Raw genomic sequence first — 18,600 nt, 5'->3', positions numbered from 1 at the left:
AGGAGCGAATTGTTATGGAACATGTGAAAGCCCTTGCCATTAAAGGCATCATGACAATTGTGATACTGTACCTTGTTCTCGGGCTCGGGTTTAGTTTCAGTTTTGAAAACACCCTCTTCATCACAATTGTTCTTGGCGCGGTATCCTATTTGCTGGGTGATTTGTTTATTTTGCCGAAGACCAATAACATCACAGCCACTTTAGCCGATTTAGGCGTCGCTTTTCTTGTCGTTTGGCTGATGGCTCTTGCGATGGGAACGGCTGCAAACACCGCTGCATTGGCCGCGTTTTTTGCAGCAGTCGCTATGGCAATCGGTGAATACATTTTCCATTTTTACTTGATGAATAAAGGCCTTGGCTCTCCCAACCGCAGAATGGAAACGAGAACGGAATAATATATAAAAAATGTCCAGAAAACTGGACGTTTTTTAATCAAGAATAGAGATTTTCCCAATACGGCCGCACTCTTCTGCAAACCAGATCGATTGGGCTGGTCCGGCCGCTATCCCGTGCGGTTCAGACTCGGCCGTCGGAATTGGATATTCCGTAATATCCCCGTTGACTGTAATGCGGCCGATTTGACCCGCACCCCATTCCGTAAACCACAGGGCACCATCGCCGCCGGCGGTAATCGCGTGCGGGCGGGCATTGGCTGTCGGAAGCGGGTATTCGCTGATCTTCCCTGAGACCGCAATTCTCCCAATTTGATTTCCGTTTATTTCTGTAAACCACAAAGCTCCGTCCGGGCCTGCAGTGATTCCGACGGGTCCGGATTGTTCTCCAGGAAGCGGATACTCGCTGATGTCTCCATCTGCCGTTATTCGCCCGATGGAGCCGCTTTGATTTTGTGTAAACCAGAGTGCATCGTCTGCTCCCCTTGTAATAAATGACGGGAAGGCTCCCGGTTTGGGCAGTTTATATTCAGTGATTTCGCCTGAAGATGACAGCCTGCCGATTTGATGTCCGGCCATATCGGTATACCACATGGCATCGTCACAGCCTACGGCGATCCCAAACGGGGCAGTACCTGGAGGAAGGGCATACTCAGTTATTTCCCCTTGAGGCGTCATTTTTCCGATTTTCCCCGCTTTATACTCCGTAAACCATAGCTCACCGCTAATCCCGGGAGTAATAATCGAGGCGCCTGCGCTCTTCGTCGGAATCGTATATTCGGTAATATCTCCAGACTCTGTGAGCATACCGATCCGGTTTCCCTTTTGTTCAGTAAACCAAATGCGCCCGTTTGCACATACGGCGATCCCGTACGGACCCGACTCGGGGTCGGGAACGTGATATTCAGTCATGCGAATCTGCATGAGCGACCCTCCCTTTATTCCATTTTCCTTGAGCATCTGACCTTTCAGAACGCTCCCAGGCATTTCTCATTTTCATGTTACCTCAGGCGGAGCATGCAGTGAAACAGAAAGTTCCATTAAATATAAACTGTACAGGCATGCTCTAGTATCATAAGATTGTTTTAAAGCATAAACTTATTTTTCTATATATGGTTCAATAAGGAACCGTCTGCCAGATCTTATCATTTTGAAATATATTCATATTATCGCCCTATCAATTCATTGGTGACGGCATACTTTGTGTATAAAGGCAACCGCTGTCTCAGGCGGACCAAAACAAAGAAAGAAGTGGATGTGTTCTGCATGTTTGAAGATGAGAGACTGAATCGCTTGATTTACCTTTATACCCCTCTTTTTGCGAAAGATTTTCCGATCATTCTGTTCTGGATTCCAAAAAGCGGCTGCACGACGCTGAATCGCTGGTTCTTTTTCCAAAACGGACTGCTTGAAGATGTTGGCCGAAGATGCGCGGGGGAGGTTCATCACTACAGAAATACGATCTATACGCAGCAGCCGGATTATGTGAAGGATCTTCTGGCAGAATTAAAAGAGGGAAAAAAGGACACTTACAAGCTTGTGCGCAACCCTTTCCGGAGAGCAGTCAGTTCCTTTCTGGCGGCAATTTGCTCCCCGAATTATATCTGTCTGTTCAACAGTGACATGAATACAGGGCTGTCTTTCACCCAATTCTTGCATTATTTAAAAGATTTGGGGCCGGAAATCAGCGCCATTGACCGGCACCTTGGTCCTCAGTATCTCGAAGGAGAAGAAGAGTTTGTCACCAATTATATTTACCTCGAGCAATTCAGCGCGCAAATCAGAGAGATTGAAAACAAATACAAATTATTGAAATCTCCGATATCACAGCTGTCGAAATCACCGCACCATCTTTCCGATACTATGCTCAAAAAAGGAAAATTCGCGGACACCGTTTTCACCATGTCATCCTTCGACTGGGTGTTACCGACTTTTGAGAGCTTTTACAATGACGAAACAAAAGAGCTGGTGCAGGAGATTTTTGCGAAGGACTTCGAAGTCTACGGCTTTGATCCGAAACATATCAAGTAAACCGGAACTCGGCCATCACATTACGATCTCCTTTCAATTCGATTACATTTTGGAAAATTGATTCCAAATGGTTTCTTTTTCAGAGACGATCGTTTAGAATGCCCACTAAAGGTCATTTTAAGAATCACTTCTGTTTGAAGAAAGGAGATATATTATGAAAAAAGGCATATCATCTCTCATGATTGGATTATTGGCTGTCGTATTGGGCGCCTGCACTTCAAATCATGATGATCAGCAATCCAAGGCAAACAATCAAGAAAAAACAGCCCAAAGCGGGCAGCAGGATCAAGAAAAGCAAATGAAAGCCATGCAGAAAAAGCTTGATCAGCAAAAAGTCGATGATACAAAAACAGTGGCTGTCGTTAACGATGAAAAGATCACAGGCAAGGACTATAACAGCGTATTATCAACCGCACAAATGCAGTATCAGCAAACAGGACAGGATCCGACTTCAAAAGATGCGGCACAGCAAATCAAAAAGCAGGCCATCGACAGCCTGGTCGGACAGGCTTTAATTACCCAAGAAGCGGACAAAAAAGGCTACAAAGCATCTGAGAAAGAAATTGAAAAACAGCTGGACGAAAGCAAAAAGCAGTATAAAAATGAACAAGATTTTGAGGAAGCTGTCAAGAAAGCCGGCTTAAACATGAACACGCTGAAAAGTGACATTGCCGACAATATCAAAACAGAAAAATATATTGACAAAGAACTGCCGGCAGATCAGGTCACAGACAAAGAAATCAAAGATTACTATGATCAATTTGCCGCACAGCAAAAAGACAGCGGACAGAAAAACACACCTGCGTTTGACGATGTCAAGAAACAAATCCAAGACATGCTCAAACAGCAAAAAAGACAGGAAAAACTCGGACAGCAGGTTGAAAAACTGAAAAAAAGCGCCGATGTGAAAGTGGAAATTTAACAAAGTCAGCCATCCGTTACAGGATGGCTGACTCGTTTTATTTATCAGGTTTATTCAAGCGACTCTATCGCCGCCATCACATCAGCTTCATGAAAAGATCCCATCAGACATAAAGATTCATCCGGACGCACGGCATGAGCGGCAACGGTCCGTTTTGCCTCTTCAACGTTTTCTAAAATGCCTAAATCGCTAAGTCTTTTCGGAAAACCGAGCCCTTCATAAAAGGGAATCAGTTCGGCAATTTCATCTGTCCGTCCTTCTAAAGCAAGCTGCACGAGTATCCCGTAGGCTACCTTTTGGCCATGCAGCACACGATGGGTTTCGGGGATGAACGTTAAGCCGTTGTGAATGGCATGGGCTCCGGCCATTCTGCCATAGCGTCCCGCATATCCGCCTACTGTGCCAGCCAGCGCGATAACCGCTTCGAGGACATTTGCGAAAGATGAGGAGGTTTCGCCTTTTTCAAGACTTTCTATGGCTTTCAGACTTTCTGTCAACAAAATATCCCGAATATAGACAGACTGCCTCAGCCCTGTCTGAACCATGATGGAAAGCGAATCGGCCGTATTTCTGATGATCGCTTCGGCCTCATACCATTTCGCAAGCGTATCACCGATTCCGCTTTTCACATAAGCGACCGGCGAAGAAAGGAGAAGCAGCGGATCGACCAGCGTCAAATAGCTTGAGCGCTTATGGTATTGGACGCCCGAAAAGTTGCCGTCATCATCATAGATCACGCTTAACGGCGTGCTTGCCGCGCATGTTCCCGGGATCGTCGGAATCATCATGACTTCAATGTTCAACAAATCGGCGGCTGCCTTCGCCGTATCTAAGACGGTTCCCCCGCCTATCCCGATGATGACATCTGCCGATTCTGCTGCTTCTGCTGCTTTTTTAATCTTATTTAGGGAACTGCAGCCCGTATGCTGAACGACTTTCCAATCGTTTGGAGGCGTTGTATAACTCGTAAAAGCTTTAAACGATTTGACTCCAGTAATGATGACGGGCCGTTCGAATGCATTCGCAAATGACGGCAGTTCTTTCGCGATCCCCTCTCTGCAAACGTACTGGTTCGGACCGCTTCTGACAATATCTTCAGGCTGCATATTTCCCACTCCTTCTATTATTTTCTAATATTTATCATCTCACTTTCTAACAAGATGTCAAACGATATCACAAACCGGTCACCGGTTTCTTTCTGAATTAAGCAAGACTCTCTTCCTTCCCATTCAAGCTCAAACAGCTGTTCCAAATGAAATATTCCGTGCGGAAAGCTTCCGGTATACAAAGCTGATGCGGCTGCAGCGGCTGTCTGTGCGGTAATGAATGATTCATTTTCGCCGAACAGCGCGATGCCTGTCCCGGTGCTCCGGCCGTTTTTCAATCCTTCAGCATCCACCTTTACCGCGTATTGCGCTGATCCGATGTTGAGCGCCCCCAGCATACGGACCGCCAGATTTCGAATTCCCTTATTGTTTAAGAGCTTGGCTGCGCCGATTTTTTGCATGGCCGCAATCAGTGCGGTGGCAGGCCTTGAATCAAAGCAAAGCCGGGTAGAAACAGAAGGGACGGCTAATGTGCCTGGCAATGTCACCTGATCGGAAAAAGGAAACCGGTACGCTGTCCGGCGCCCCAATCGCCCGCCGAAGTTTGTCCGCCGGCCGTCTGTAAAACTGCTGACTTCCATCAAGCGTCCATTTTCTTTCACATCATACACCGTATTCAGATGATCAACTGTCCACTCGATCGCCGCTTGTCCGTGGCTGTCACCTAAACCGAGCATAATCGCAATATCAATCCGGCTCGTTTCATCGAGAGCCTGGGCGGCTTTCTGCGCAAGTAAATTGGTAAGCCCCGGAGCCAGGCCGACGCTTAATAATCCAGTGCCGCGGCATGCTTTGTCATTCAGCTGTTCAAGCTGAGCTAAAAATGAACCGTTCGCCGTAATGTCGATATAATCCGTGCCGCTCGCCAGACAAGCCTCTGCCAACTCAGTGTTTTCCTGATCGATGCACACGATCACCAGCTTCGTCGTCTTGAGCCAATCCCAGTCAGCCGGTGCATCTCTGTTGAAACGCATCGGCTTCACTTGGCCGCCCGTTTCCTGACTAAAACGCTCGGCGTGATCCAGGTTTCTTCCGGCAGCATACACACGGCCCGGATATTTTTCCCCGAGACTCCGGCAGATTTGGGCGCCGACATGACCGTACCCGCCGATCACGACAATATGTTTCTTCATTGTTTGCCGCCTCCTTTCACAGCAAACCAGCCGTCGATTACATAAGCGCTGAAAAATCTCGTTGCGTTTGTAAGGCCTGCTTTGCCGAGCAGATCCTCCACCTCTGAAGCCGGCACCGGATGAGAGCGGCTGCCGATTGAAGCGGAAAAGCTCTCCCATTCCTGTTCAGAAATCCCGCCTGCCAGCATATGCTCCTTCCAGGCACACATCTGCCACTTGAATGTCTCTGACGTCATGTCGCCTTGAATGGCCGCAATGAAAAATGGAGCGCCATCCGCCAATCTTGAGGCGATCTGCTGCAAAAATTCAAGCTTATGGCGGACAAAGTGAAGCACAAGCATGCATGTCGCAGCATCATATTGAAATCCGCACTCAAGCTGCTGTACTTCTCCTTCAATCAGATCGGCTTGAAGCTGAATTCCGGCGAGCTCCAGCCTTTTTCTCGCCAAACCGAGCATGCTGGCAGACGGATCGACTCCTGTAAATGACCAATTCGGGTGCCTTTTTGCAAGCGTCACGAGCTCCTGCCCGCCTCCGGCCCCGACGACCATCACATTAGCCGCATCTTCAGAAAGCCGGACCGTCAACAAGCGATCCATCATATCGTAGAGCATTTCATAGCATGGGATTTTTAAAGGGATTTTCTTTTCGTATTGATAGACATCAGGATGATTCCAGTCCATGTTCATGACAAGCCGTTCTCCTTTTAGTAAAATTAATTAAGAATTGTTCTCAATTATAAAGGAGTTGCAACAAAGCACCATCCCTTAAACCTGGGATTTTTAAAGAGGAGGACCGACATGAACCGGCCGTTAAAAGACATACTGAACGAACTGCAGCGCACAACCCGTTCTTCGCCCCAATATATCGAAGCCATGCTGTCTGCATTAAAACAGGCGATTCCGTTTGATGCATCATGCTGCACGGCTGTAGACCCCAAGACCTTACTGTCCATCGGAGCCGTCACAGACGATCAAATTGAAGCGATCCATCCGCAATTATTCGAGCTTGAGTACACGCAGGAGGATGTGAATCGATTCGAAGCCTTAATTCAGACACGGCAGACAGCGGCTATATTAAGTGAATCGGTCAAAGGAGACTTCCGGCAAAGCAAACGCTACAGCAACATTCTTGGGCCTGCAGGCTATGAAGATGAATTGCGCGCCGTTCTGCTCAGCAAGGGGGAGTGCCGGGGATACCTTACCCTGTTGAGGAAAAGAGGACAGCCGCTATTTACAGAAAAGGATAAGAGCTTACTCGCTTCACTCGCACCGCTTATCGGCCGGCACCTTCAGCAATTCAGACACCACCTGTCAAAAAAAGACGTGTTTCACATGAAACATGTCGGAGGCATTCTGATTTTGTCGGAAGACCTGCAGCCCTTGTCATGCAATCGAGCGGCCCTCCATTGGCTAAATATCTTGCGCGGCTGGGAAAGGATCGGCAGCGATGCCGTGCCGAGACCTGTCCGGGCCGTCTGCACGCGGGCAGCGGCTGAAACTGCCGATCCGGCAAAAACGGTCATCTCGATTCCGGGTCATTCCTGCCTATCCATTAAAGCGAGTCGTTTAGACGGCTTTGGTCCATCAGGCCAGATCGCCGTTTCATTCGAGCCTGCTTCACCGGCAGAAACCATACCGCTGATAGCAGAAGCCTACAACCTGTCCGACCGGGAAAAAGACATCGTGTACCGGGTCATCCGCGGACTTTCAACAAAAGCCATCGGAGACGAATTGCATATATCGGCTTACACCGTTCAAGACCACTTGAAATCGATTTTTTTGAAGACGGGCGCAGGAAACCGGAGGGAGCTGATGTGGAAGCTGCTTGATGATGTGCTGGAGTGAAAATAAAGCGGGTGGAAAACTGTTCTCAACTCCGATTCCACAGACGAGACACGAAGTCTTTTTCACTATGTCTTATCTTGGAGGAATGAAGACCAGCAAATTCAGAGGACTTAACTTTTTCTTCATTCCACCCCATCCTGTTCATTGAACAGCTCGTCCAAACGCGCCACAGCATCCTGTTTTTCAAAGGTGCTGAACCATAGGTCGTCATACGAATCCAAAATGCGGTAATGGTGAGAAATCAAGTTTTGCTGAAGGCGAAACTCGCCTTTTTTCTCAATGTCCCGCCACCACACTTTTCCGCCGAGCGTCTTCCCTTTTGGTCTGTCGATGCTTCGGTGAGCGACAGTCTCCACCACCTCAAGGGGCTCATCCCCGAGCACGGCCTGCAGCACCTCACTGTTCCGAAAAAGCGCGCATACCGCGACAACATGCGCCCACCCCGCTGCCGACCTGCCCTTTTCAATTTGCACGAGCGTTTTCTTCGACATCCCGAGCACGTTCGCCATTTTCTCCTGCGTATAGCCGCTTTCCGCACGGATTAATCTTAACTTGGATGAAATGAGTTCGGTTATGTATTCTTTATCCATGGAGGAACCTCCGATGTTCTTTTTAGTGTAATATTACACTAAAAGTTACAATGGTTCAATTTTTATGACCCTGTAATTGCTGTCAGTTTAACACTCTCCTTATGATCTTCACCATTGTGATTCCATTCCACGACAGCTTTAAAGTGCTCATTCTTTTCACAAAAAATACGATTTTTTCATTAAGCAACATCATACAAGAAATTTCTCAAAAACATGATAAACTTAAACATCATCACACCAAGGAGGCCCGACATGCGAAATGAAACCCGCACGCTTTTCCTCGACCCTGATCTAAATGTTGAAGCCTACCGCTTTAAAGGCATTATGCAGAAGTTTCCGAATCACTTTCACGAGTACTTTGTGATTGGTTTTATTGAGAAGGGGCAGCGCTATTTGCTTTGCAAAGGAGAAGAATACATCATTAATCAGGGCGATCTCGTGCTTTTCAATCCTTATGACACGCACAGTTGCGAGCAGATTGACGGAAAGGCGCTCGATTATCGCTGCATAAATGTGATGCCTGACGTTATGAAAAAATTTGTGAAGGAGATCACCGGAACCGACAGCCTCCCATATTTCACGAAAAATGTCTTGTTCCGTCATGAGCTGAACGCCAGCTTGAAGGAGCTTCACATTCAAATATTGCAGAAAGAAAAAGCCTTGAAAAAAGAGGAGCTTTTTCTCAACCTCCTCGAGGAGTTGATTCGGACGTATTCTGATGTTGCGTTTCTCGAAAATGCGCCTGAACCGTCCGACGAAGTCAAAGCGGTGTGCGGTTATTTGGAATCCCATTACCAGGAAAACATTACGCTTGAACATTTAAGCAAGCTGGCAGGCTGGAGCAAGTATCACCTCCTGCGGTCGTTTACGAAGCAGAAAGGAATTTCCCCCTACAGCTACTTGGAAACCGTCCGTATCAATCATGCGAAAAAGCTGTTGGAAGAAGGCGTAAAACCAATCGATGCCGCTTTCCAAACAGGCTTCAGCGATCAGAGCCATATGACGAAATTTTTCAAGCGGCAGGTCGGGCTGACGCCGAAACAATATATGAAAATCTTTGAATATGACAGGCAGGAGATCAAAGGATGAAGACAAGACGCGAAACCGCCGGACACCTCGCAGCTGTTATCACGATCATCATCTGGGGTACCACTTTTGTCTCGACAAAGGTGCTGCTCGAGGATTTTGCGCCCGTAGATATATTGTTTTACCGGTTTCTCATCGGATTGATCGTGCTGATTATGGTGCATCCGCATGTGCTGACATTCCGGAGCTGGAGGCAGGAAGCGCTGTTTGCGGGAGCAGGCTTATGCGGGGTGACGCTTTATTTTCTGTTGGAAAACATCGCGCTTACCCTTACCTACGCCTCAAACGCCGGCATGATCGTCGCGGTTATTCCGATGATCACCGCGGTATTGGCGCATTTTTTCCTTTCGGGCGAAAAGCTGGAGCCCCGATTCTTCATTGGATTCGCCGCTGCTTTTACAGGACTTGCGCTCATTTTCTTTAACGGACAAATGATGCTCAAGCTGAATCCGCTCGGCGACATTCTTGCTGCTGCCTCTGCATTCGTCTGGGCAGCATATGCGATTTTGATGAAAAAAATCAGCACTTTCGGTTATCATACAATCCAATGCACACAGCGGATCTTTCTGTACGGCTTGCTATTCATGGTTCCCGCTCTGTTCCTGTTTGATTTCCGCTTCGACGCAAGCCCTTTCGCCTCCCCCGCCAATTGGCTGAATATCCTGTTCTTAGGTGCGGGCGCATCTGCGCTTTGCTTTGTGACATGGAACTGGTCGGTCGGTGTGCTTGGGGCGGTAAAAACGAGCGCTTATATCTATATGGTACCCATCATCACCATTGCCGCATCCGTCGTCATTCTGCAAGAAAAACTGACATGGGTTGCTTTTTGCGGAGGAGCGCTCACATTGGCCGGTCTTTATATTTCTGAAACAAAACCAAAACCGCAGCTGAAGGAGGAACAAATTTGATAGAAGAGACAAAATGCGCACTGATCATCGATGAAAGCCTGCCGCTCGGGCTAATTGCCAATACAGCTGCAATCCTGGGGGCTGCACTCGGCAAAAACAACCCCGGCCTGCTCGGAGAACATGTAACGGACGGCTCGGGAATCGACCATTTGGGTATCGTCAAACTTCCAATCCCCATTTTAAAAGGCAACGCCGAGCTGCTTCATCAATTAAGACAAAAGCTGTTGACCGACGAATTCAACGATATTCTGACTGTCGATTTCACCGATGTCGCGCAAGGCATTCATACATATGAAGAATTTATTGAAACATTTCAAAGCACCGCAGCTTCCGATTACCGCTATTTTGGAATCGGCGTTTGCGGCGATAAGAAAAAAGTCGCGCGGCTGACAGGAAGCTTGGGGCTGTTGAGATAAACAAAATACGGAAATTGACTTCGCTTCATTTAATGAAGGATCAATTTCCGTATTTTTTTATGTCATACGTTTGCCACCTAATAGTGAAAGCACAATGAAAGAAAGAGGGATCATAAATGGATGAAATGGTGTTGAAAACGCAGGAATGGCTAAACAAAACCTACAGCGGGAAACACGGTTACAACAAGGTGGAGGAGAACGGAATACCGAATTGGAATACGATTTACGGTCTAACGAGAGCATTGCAGATCGAGCTCGGAATCGCGGAGCCCGCTGATAATTTCGGACCGGCAACAGAGAGTAAGTTTATTCCGCTCAAACGGCAGGCCAAAAATGAAAAACCGACAAACCTCAATTACATTCTACAAGGCGCTTTTTGGGTGAAAGGAAGCGGGTTTAATCCCGGCGGATTAACAGGTCAATTCTTTGAAGGTACAGAGGAAGCCGTGAAAAAATTTCAAAAAGCTGCGGGCCTGGCCAAACAAGATGGTGTTGTCACAGCACAGATCATGAAAGCATTGCTCAACATGAGCGCTTTTACATTGGTTTCAAACGGCGATACGAAAATCCGTCAAATTCAGCAAAATCTAAATCGGGATTACAACAATTATTTCGGACTAATGCCTTGTGACGGTGTTTATTCCCGAGAGACAAATAAGGCGCTCATTTATGCCTTGCAAAAAGAAGAAGGTATGAGTACAAGTGTGGCTAACGGCTTTTTTGGACCAGGTACAACAAGCAAATGCCCGACACTCTCACCCGGAGACTCCCGAACCAAGCTCGTGCAGATTCTTCAGTACGCACTATATTGCAATGGCTATCCTTCTGGTGAATTTGACGGCAAATACGATGCTGAAGTAAAATCTGCCGTCTCACGTTTCCAAAGTTTCATGTGTTTGCCGGTAACAGGAATTGCCAATATGGCAACGATTAAAGCCTTATTGGCAAGCTCCGGCGATACTTCACGTGCTGCTGCGGCATGCGATACTGCCACAATCTTAACGGCGGACACTGCGAAAACTTTACGGACAAACGGATATAAAGTGGTCGGCAGATATTTGACTGGCAATGTGCGGACAAGCAGTGGGCTTAAATCAAAAGCGATGACTCCTGCCGAGCTTTCAATCATTTTTAATGAAGGTTTGAGAGTGTTTCCGATTTACCAAGACGGCGGCTATGAATCCTCGTATTTTGTAGAAAATCAAGGAACAACAGATGCGTATGCCGCTGTCAACGCAGCGCAAGGATTAGGCTTCCCATCCGGCACAACCATTTATTTTGCCGTTGATTTCGACGCGTATGATTATGAAGTAACAAATAAAATCATCCCGTATTTTAACGAAATCAGAGCAGCGTTTGATAAAATGCAAAGCATTCCGAATACCCCTAAATATAAGATCGGTGTATATGGCCCAAGAAACATTTGTATCAGAACAGCAGACGCCGGATTAACGGAATACAGCTTCGTCGCCGACATGTCGACCGGCTTCAGCGGCAACCTCGGGTATACGATGCCGCAAAACTGGGCCTTTGACCAATTCTACGAATATTCAATCGGCACAGGCAGCGGCGCCATCGGCATTGATAAAGACGCTTATTCTGGCAGAGACAAGGGAACAGCTAGTGTCACCCCGTCGTCAGATCCGGTCTATGACGCACGAGTTAGAATGTTGAGAAATGTTTTGGCAAATATCCCGGCACTGAGCAGTATTTCTGAACTATTTACAACAATGTTTATTTTTGATAAAACTGAGACAGTTTACGAGTCTCTATACTTAGATATTACGTTATCTACTTCACTGAGATTTAAAAAGCCAAGTGAAACATCACCGGGCACACTACAAGTTAAAAACGGAAAGGTCGGAGCATCCATTACCGAAGTATTAGGAAACTCAAAAACATCATTGAGTTCTTCACAAATTCATTCGTATGATGAGCTTTTAAAGAATATCGGCTTGTCGGTTCGTAACGGATATATCATGGTAAACGTTTCACCTTCTGTTGAATCTTTGGATCTTTCATTAACAATATTCAGCGATGAAATTCCGGTAGTCGATGGTACAAAAACTGAAATGTCGGCTACAATTACCTTTAAAATTAAGAAATTATATGTCTCACCTAACAAACCAGTTGCAGCTCCTGTAGAAGCGTTACCAATCGATTGGGGAGCAATTGGGGTTGCAGTCGGAGGGTTTATGGTAGCTGCTGTGGGTGTAGCAGCTGTTGTCATAGCGGGAATTGCAGCACCTGAAATCGCTATTGGCACGGCAGTGTCCGCTGTGTTATTTGCAATATTTGGTGAAACGACTGATTAATTTGTTTATTTAATGAAAACTGCATAAATACATAATATAATGTATTTATGCAGTTTTTCCAAATCTTTAATATATAAAATATCGTGGAGGTATTCATATTGAACACAGACAAACAAGTATTCATTGAAACGCAGAAAACAGCCAAAACCCTTAAAACTTACCGCGATAAGAGCGACGAAGAGCTATTAGCCTTTCTCGCTAAACAAGATTCACTGACCTTAAATCAGCTGAAAGTCTATTACTCAGATCCTTCATTTGCGCTTCATTATTTCATCAGTGCAGCATTTTTCAGTATAATATTGGCTTCGTTCATAACTGCAATTCTTTCTGGTCAAGCAGATTCGATATTCCCTTTCATTTCCGGCATCTCCATTCTAATATTAGCTGTCATATTTACGGGGTGTTTATTCTGGGTGCTTAAACAGCTTGTCATCCTGAAAAAAAAGCCGATTCAATTCATTACACACTTTTCCAAGAAAGCCGAGTTTGCACGTATCGTAAAAATGATTGATTATGTTTTACAACAAAAATACAAAAAGGCATTAAAAAATATACCGAACCAATAAAATCTCATGTTTTTTATGAATAGGAGTGACAATCCAATGAGAAACGAAAAACAATTATTTCAAAAAGCTGAACATACAGCCAAACTTCTTGAGTCTCACAAAAGTGACGAAGAGCTGCTTACATACCTTGCAAATCAAGAATCTGTTACATTAAATCAGCTAAAAATCTATTACTCAAATCCAAGTTTTACATTAACGTATTTGATTAAAGGGATTTTTTTTAGCAGTATGACTGCTGTCATTATGGCGGCCTTTTTATCTGGTCAGATCTCCTCCCTCAACCATGGTCTTTCAAGGCTATTTTCATTCTTCTTCATGTTCTATCTGATCTTCTCTTTTCTTTGGATCGTCAAGATGCTGATCTCCTCACGAAAAGGACCGATGCAAACAATCCTGCACTTCCAAAAAAGAGCGGAATATTCCAGAATCACGGGTATGATTGATTTTATTTTAGATGAACGTTTTAAAAAAGAATTTGATTAAAAAGCAGAGAAACATTACCTCTGCTTTGGTTGGTCTATTAAACAAAAAAGAAGGACAAAAGACATGCAAACAGACAAACAATTATTCGAAGAAACAAAACAAAAAGCTGAAGCTATATTGTCATCGAAAGCTGAAAACGATGAAGAGCTGATGGCATACCTCGAAAAACAAGATTTATCCACGCTAAACCGGCTGAAAGTTTATTTTTCGGGTCCTACGCTAAAAATTAGCCACGTGATCAAAGCTTCGCTTTACAGCTCCTTCACTGCCAGCATTATAACTGCTATATTTTCTGGTCAAGTCGTTTCCATTTCATATGACATCGAGCATAATTCTTTTCCTTTGATATTAACAATATTACTTTTAGCCAGCTCGATCTGGGTGTTCGGCACGATCACTAAATCACAGAGAAACAAAGACCAAAACATCTTACACTTTAGAAAAAAATCGAACCATACAAAAATTATTGGAATGATTGACTTCGTTTTGGAAAACAAATATAAAAATATTTCAAATTGAAAAAAGCATCCCTAAAGATGCTTTTTTTATGCTTACTCACCACTAGACAAATTCTGTCTTCTCTCCTGCTCCGCGATGATTTCATTATCCTCAGCGTTGTCTCTCGTCACTTTCTGCGTCAAAATCGCGCCGACCGCCACTAAAATCATCACAGCTATGTAATAGCCTTTTTCATTGAGCTGCAGGTTGTCCGCATTGTAAAGGCCGATACCGAACAAAAAGACCCCCGCAAAAAATGTGAAATATGACATAACCGTAAAGGCCGTTGTGTTTCTTCTTCTGTGTTTCTGCATCTTAATACCTCCTAAAGAATAAAACTATTATACTTTATTTAGGTCAACAGAAGAAGAATGTTCTTCCTTCCCACACATAATTTAGTATATATGTCACACAGTGATAAAAAAGGCCTACAAAATAAAAAACCGGGAATGACTCCCGGTTTTTAATGCTTTTCTTCGCCTAAAACAGCTTCTGCAATATTGACGGCATGGTCGCCGATCCTTTCCAGATTGCTGGTGATATCGACGAAGATCACGCCTGCTTGTCCGCTGCATAATCCGTCGTTTAAGCGAAGAATGTGCTTTTTGCGAAGCTTGCGTTCCATTTTATCGATTTGATTTTCTTTTTCGACTACACGTCTTGCGGCATCTTCGTTATTTTCTCCAAGAGCTGTGATGGACTCCTTAACAGTGGAAATAGTCAGATCAAGCATTTCTGTTAAGTCCGCCATTGCCGCTTCGGAAATTTTCACCCTGTTGGATTGCTGGTACTCGCCAAGCTCAACCAAGTTTTCAAAGTGATCGCCGATTCTTTCAATGTCTCTGACTGTGTCCATTAACATATGATGTTCTTCAGATTCTTGTTCAGAAAGAGTGGTCGCTGACAGTTCGATCAAATAATCAGTAATCTTTCTGTCCAAATTGTTGATCGCATCTTCTATTTGAAAAGCGCTTTGCGCATGTTTTGCCTGTTTTGTATTAAAAAACTCTTTTGTTTCCTCAAGTCCCTTTACCGCAAATTCACCCATGCGCAATACTTCTTCTTTTACCTGACCCAGCGCAATTGAAGGAGACTGCTGAATGAACAGCGGATCCAGATGTGTTGCTTTATAGTCCACAACCGAATCTTTGCCCGGAATCAGCTTCGTAACGATCAAAGCCAATATGCCGACAAACGGAAGCTGAATCAGCGTATTCGACGTATTAAAGATCCCGTGGGCAAACGCAATCACCATCTTAGGGTCCAGCCCTAAAGAGGATTGAAGCGTTAAAATCAAAGCTGTGAACGGCTTCAGCAAGATCAGGAAGATAACTGTCCCAATCAGGTTGAATAATACGTGAACGGCCGCGGCCCGTTTGGCTGCAACGGAGGCGCCAAGAGATGCCAGTACGGCGGTAATCGTCGTACCGATATTGTCTCCAAATAATACAGGCAGAGCGCCGTTGAGATCTATTAATGAATCGGCAAACAGCCCTTGCAGGATCCCGATCGTTGCACTTGAGCTTTGGACGAGAACGGTGAAAAGGGTGCCGACAATCACACCGAGAACTGGATTCGCACTCATGCTGACTGTTAAATCATGAAAAGCTTCAACCGTCCGAAGCGGCTTCATCCCGCTGCTCATTAACTCCAAGCCATAGAAAAGTGCACCAAATCCAAACAGAATTTGTCCGATGTTCTGGAGCTTTTTGTTTTTAAAGAAAAACAGCAAAAATGAACCAATGGCGATGATCGGAAGCGCATATGCCCCAACGTCAAAGCCGATAATAAAGGCTGTGGCCGTCGTTCCGATGTTCGCACCCATAATGACGCCGATCGCCTGGCGGAGGGTCATAAAGCCGGCGCTGACAAGACCGACAGTAATAACGGTGGTGCCGGAACTGCTTTGAATTAAAACCGTGACAATCATACCTGCCAAAACACCCATCAGAGGGTTGCTTGTAAAACGATCTAAAATGTCTCTCAGCTTATCTCCGGCTGATTTTTGGAGTCCTTCTCCCATAAACTTAATACCAAGAAGAAAAATCCCGAGACCTCCAATGAATTCAAAAAGCAATTTCTGCACATCTATTTCCAAAGTCGTTGCCCCCCTAATTCGACATAAATCTACAAACCAAACACTATGATTATGATGGAGATTAAAGCCTATGTAAACGATTCAAATCGAAAATTTACAATAACTTAACATTGCCGGCTGATGATTTACATTCCCTTAACATTGCCTGGACTGATCGCAAATATACCCTATTCCAACAGGCAAAAATCCCGAACTTTTTCATGGGTTAAACCGTATTTAAAACTAAAGGAGAGATCACATATGCCAAACAGAGCTAACGGTACTCACATTAAAATTAAAAAGACAAAAGGGGAACGGGTTTGGAACGTATTTGGCTATTTCTTTTACCTGGGATCAATTATCTTTTTGGCCGCTGTCTGGGGAGCACTCCCCGAAAAAGTGCCTGCACATTACAACGCACTCGGTGAAGTCGATCGCTGGGGATCAAAATGGGAGCTTTTGATATTGCCGGGGATCGGATTACTTATCCTTCTGTTCATGCAATTCTTAGAAAAGCACCCTGAGATTCATAATCATCCAAAGCGTCTGAATGAAACAAACGCTGAACAGTTCTACCTGCTCAGCCGAAAGTTGATCAACCGCTTAAAAAATGCATGCCTCATCATTTTTTCTCTCATATTAATGGAATCTGTGTCAATCGCTTTAGACTTGGGAAGCGGATTTGGCGGATGGTTTCTTCCGGTTGCCTTACTCGGCACCGCCATGCTTGTGGCCGTAAGTTTAATACAGCAACAAAAGATCAAATAACGGTCAGGTGCATATTTGTAAAGATTCAAAATGGTCGTCCCCGACGGATTTTTATTGTTAGTCGAAACGGAGGTATTCAATGTTCGAAGCAATTATTCTATTTATTTTAGGGGTCTCGGTTCTCGCAGCCGGCTTTTTATCTTTAAAAAGAGAGCTGTCAACTGAATCTGTTTCTATATCTTCCACTGATGAAGCTAAATCCGAATTTAAAAAAATGTTAGATGATCACGGCTGGTTTTACCTGACCGGTATCGCCCTTTTCATGCAATTTATATTTCGCGGATTTCACTTTACATTTGAACACTTTTTTTACGCCTTCATCATTAGCTCTGGAATCCAGTCGATTTTTTACTTATTTAAAAAAAGGAATTTGGGCTATAAGGTATGCGCGGTGATTGTGGTGAGTTTTTTAGTTATCTATCTTTAAAAAAAGAGTGATGAACACTGGAATCTTGTTCATCACTCTTTCGAATGCCGTTAATTATTTCGCTTCTGAGATTTTTGCAACAATTTGAGCCAATCCTTCTTTAATTGGAGTGAGCGGACGGCCGAGCACTTTTTCAAAATCATCGCTTTCGACTTCAAGTGTGCCTTCACGAATGCCTTTTTGGATTTCGACAACCATCGGAATCAGAAAATCCGGTACACCCGCATTTTTCATGATATCGCGATAGGCAGCATCGTCAACATGCTGAACGGATACTTCTTTGCCCAATACTTCTGCAAGGGCAGAAGCGATTTCTTCCTGAGTTAATAGTTTGCCTGAAAGTTCGTAGACGGTGTTTTCATGGCCTTCGCCGGACAGAACCGCCGCCGCTGCATCCGCGTAATCCTGCTGCAGCGCCCAGCCCACCTTGCCGTTCTCTGCTGACGTCACCCAAGGGGCTCCCGCCAAAACACCTTGAATACTCGACATTTCATTTTCCAAGTACCAGTTATTGCGCAAGAAGGAGTATGGAATCCCCGTTTTCAAAATCGCTTCTTCAGTTGCTTTGTGAGTCGGCGCAAGGAAGTTTTTGCTTTCGCGGGCATTCGCAATACTCGTATAAGCGATAAACCGAACTCCCGCGCGTTCTGCGGCGGCTACCGCGTTGCCGTGCTGACGGATTCTCGTCTCATTGTCTCCATCGGCAGAGATGATCAGCAGACGGTCAACGCCTTGAAATGCGGATGCCAATGTTTCCGGGCGGTCAAAATCCCCTTGACGCACATCGACTCCTCGCGCCTGCAGCGCTTCCGCTTTTTCCGGATTGCGCACGCTGACCGCCAACTGATCCGCCGGTACAGTTTCCAGCAGTTTTTTCACAACTTTCGATCCTAATTTTCCAGTTGCTCCTGTTACTAACATTTTCATAATCAAATTCCTCCTAATGTTTTAATGTCGAACTGTAACAAAAAACGTTACACTTGATGTAACTATCATAATTACAAATAGACTGATTGTCAACAGGAATGTCTTTCA

The 18,600-nt window shown here is 45.1% G+C and carries 21 protein-coding genes; 13 read left to right on the top strand and 8 right to left on the bottom strand.

Annotated features, from left to right (window positions below; translation table 11 throughout):
- Positions 1-14: 14 nt before the first annotated feature.
- The gene (locus M1D67_RS01400) at positions 15-395 is read left to right on the top strand and encodes a DUF2512 family protein (RefSeq protein WP_003178548.1); all 381 of its coding nucleotides are present in this window, start codon (positions 15-17) and stop codon (positions 393-395) included.
- A gap of 33 nt (positions 396-428) precedes the next feature.
- Here the strand turns inward: M1D67_RS01400 and M1D67_RS01395 are convergent, their stop codons facing one another.
- Positions 429-1,316: a Vgb family protein gene (locus M1D67_RS01395; RefSeq protein WP_101561667.1), complete on the bottom strand. Its 888-nt coding sequence runs from the start codon at positions 1,314-1,316 to the stop codon at positions 429-431.
- Positions 1,317-1,658: 342 nt separating this feature from the next.
- Between M1D67_RS01395 and M1D67_RS01390 the strand changes: the two genes are divergently transcribed.
- The gene (locus tag M1D67_RS01390; protein WP_144498638.1) at positions 1,659-2,423 is read left to right on the top strand and encodes a sulfotransferase family 2 domain-containing protein; all 765 of its coding nucleotides are present in this window, start codon (positions 1,659-1,661) and stop codon (positions 2,421-2,423) included.
- A gap of 154 nt (positions 2,424-2,577) precedes the next feature.
- Positions 2,578-3,345, top strand: coding sequence for a SurA N-terminal domain-containing protein (locus tag M1D67_RS01385; protein WP_020449972.1), 768 nt, complete (start codon positions 2,578-2,580; stop codon positions 3,343-3,345).
- Positions 3,346-3,395: 50 nt separating this feature from the next.
- Here M1D67_RS01385 and M1D67_RS01380 read toward each other — a convergent pair whose 3' ends face one another.
- From M1D67_RS01380 to M1D67_RS01370, 3 genes are read right to left on the bottom strand one after another with little or no spacing between them, the layout of a single operon-like run.
- On the bottom strand, positions 3,396-4,451 hold the full coding sequence (locus tag M1D67_RS01380) for an iron-containing alcohol dehydrogenase family protein (protein ID WP_035337387.1): 1,056 nt from the start codon (positions 4,449-4,451) through the stop codon (positions 3,396-3,398).
- Positions 4,452-4,468: 17 nt separating this feature from the next.
- Positions 4,469-5,584 carry a saccharopine dehydrogenase family protein gene (locus M1D67_RS01375; protein ID WP_212110277.1) on the bottom strand — a complete coding sequence of 372 codons (1,116 nt, stop codon included), beginning with the start codon at positions 5,582-5,584 and terminating at the stop codon, positions 4,469-4,471.
- The gene (locus M1D67_RS01370) at positions 5,581-6,273 is read right to left on the bottom strand and encodes a class I SAM-dependent methyltransferase (protein ID WP_479831550.1); all 693 of its coding nucleotides are present in this window, start codon (positions 6,271-6,273) and stop codon (positions 5,581-5,583) included. The genes M1D67_RS01375 and M1D67_RS01370 overlap by 4 nt, the downstream gene beginning before the upstream one ends.
- Before the next feature lie 111 nt (positions 6,274-6,384).
- On the opposite strand from M1D67_RS01370, the gene M1D67_RS01365 reads away from it, so the two are divergent.
- Positions 6,385-7,431: a helix-turn-helix transcriptional regulator gene (locus M1D67_RS01365; RefSeq protein ID WP_224066835.1), complete on the top strand. Its 1,047-nt coding sequence runs from the start codon at positions 6,385-6,387 to the stop codon at positions 7,429-7,431.
- Positions 7,432-7,553: 122 nt separating this feature from the next.
- Here M1D67_RS01365 and M1D67_RS01360 read toward each other — a convergent pair whose 3' ends face one another.
- On the bottom strand, positions 7,554-8,021 hold the full coding sequence (locus M1D67_RS01360) for a helix-turn-helix domain-containing protein (protein WP_025810853.1): 468 nt from the start codon (positions 8,019-8,021) through the stop codon (positions 7,554-7,556).
- 252 nt (positions 8,022-8,273) lie between these two features.
- Here M1D67_RS01360 and M1D67_RS01355 point away from each other — a divergent pair, with 252 nt between their 5' ends.
- From M1D67_RS01355 to M1D67_RS01325, 7 genes are all read left to right on the top strand, one after another.
- Positions 8,274-9,110: an AraC family ligand binding domain-containing protein gene (locus M1D67_RS01355; protein ID WP_479831549.1), complete on the top strand. Its 837-nt coding sequence runs from the start codon at positions 8,274-8,276 to the stop codon at positions 9,108-9,110.
- Entirely contained in the window at positions 9,107-10,015 is a 909-nt protein-coding gene (locus tag M1D67_RS01350) for a DMT family transporter (RefSeq protein WP_105979366.1), read from the top strand. The genes M1D67_RS01355 and M1D67_RS01350 overlap by 4 nt, the downstream gene beginning before the upstream one ends.
- Positions 10,012-10,431: a DUF2000 domain-containing protein gene (locus M1D67_RS01345; protein WP_020449964.1), complete on the top strand. Its 420-nt coding sequence runs from the start codon at positions 10,012-10,014 to the stop codon at positions 10,429-10,431. The genes M1D67_RS01350 and M1D67_RS01345 overlap by 4 nt, the downstream gene beginning before the upstream one ends.
- A 116-nt stretch (positions 10,432-10,547) precedes the next feature.
- Positions 10,548-12,746 (top strand): glycoside hydrolase domain-containing protein, encoded by a 2,199-nt coding sequence (locus M1D67_RS01340; protein WP_479831548.1) that lies wholly within the window; start codon positions 10,548-10,550, stop codon positions 12,744-12,746.
- Between the two features lie 98 nt (positions 12,747-12,844).
- A complete protein-coding gene (locus tag M1D67_RS01335) occupies positions 12,845-13,312 on the top strand; it encodes a hypothetical protein (RefSeq protein WP_023857731.1) in 468 nt (155 codons plus the stop codon).
- Positions 13,313-13,348: 36 nt separating this feature from the next.
- Entirely contained in the window at positions 13,349-13,795 is a 447-nt protein-coding gene (locus M1D67_RS01330) for a hypothetical protein (protein ID WP_023857730.1), read from the top strand.
- A 63-nt stretch (positions 13,796-13,858) separates the two neighbouring features.
- Positions 13,859-14,314, top strand: a complete 456-nt coding sequence (locus M1D67_RS01325; protein WP_479831547.1) for a hypothetical protein — start codon at positions 13,859-13,861, stop codon at positions 14,312-14,314.
- Positions 14,315-14,346: 32 nt separating this feature from the next.
- Here M1D67_RS01325 and M1D67_RS01320 read toward each other — a convergent pair whose 3' ends face one another.
- Entirely contained in the window at positions 14,347-14,607 is a 261-nt protein-coding gene (locus M1D67_RS01320; RefSeq protein WP_020449960.1) for a YiaA/YiaB family inner membrane protein, read from the bottom strand.
- Positions 14,608-14,756: 149 nt separating this feature from the next.
- On the bottom strand, positions 14,757-16,391 hold the full coding sequence (locus M1D67_RS01315) for a Na/Pi cotransporter family protein (RefSeq protein WP_023857728.1): 1,635 nt from the start codon (positions 16,389-16,391) through the stop codon (positions 14,757-14,759).
- A 240-nt stretch (positions 16,392-16,631) separates the two neighbouring features.
- Between M1D67_RS01315 and M1D67_RS01310 the strand changes: the two genes are divergently transcribed.
- Positions 16,632-17,138: a DUF1648 domain-containing protein gene (locus M1D67_RS01310; RefSeq protein ID WP_224146509.1), complete on the top strand. Its 507-nt coding sequence runs from the start codon at positions 16,632-16,634 to the stop codon at positions 17,136-17,138.
- 79 nt (positions 17,139-17,217) lie between these two features.
- On the top strand, positions 17,218-17,565 hold the full coding sequence (locus tag M1D67_RS01305) for a hypothetical protein (RefSeq protein ID WP_224146510.1): 348 nt from the start codon (positions 17,218-17,220) through the stop codon (positions 17,563-17,565).
- A gap of 54 nt (positions 17,566-17,619) precedes the next feature.
- Here M1D67_RS01305 and M1D67_RS01300 read toward each other — a convergent pair whose 3' ends face one another.
- A complete protein-coding gene (locus tag M1D67_RS01300) occupies positions 17,620-18,492 on the bottom strand; it encodes an SDR family oxidoreductase (protein WP_039073131.1) in 873 nt (290 codons plus the stop codon).
- Between the last annotated feature and the right edge of the window lie 108 nt (positions 18,493-18,600).

The sequence above is a fragment of the Bacillus sp. PK6-025 genome (genome assembly GCF_056530265.1).
This window is presented reverse-complemented; position numbering and strand designations above follow the sequence as displayed.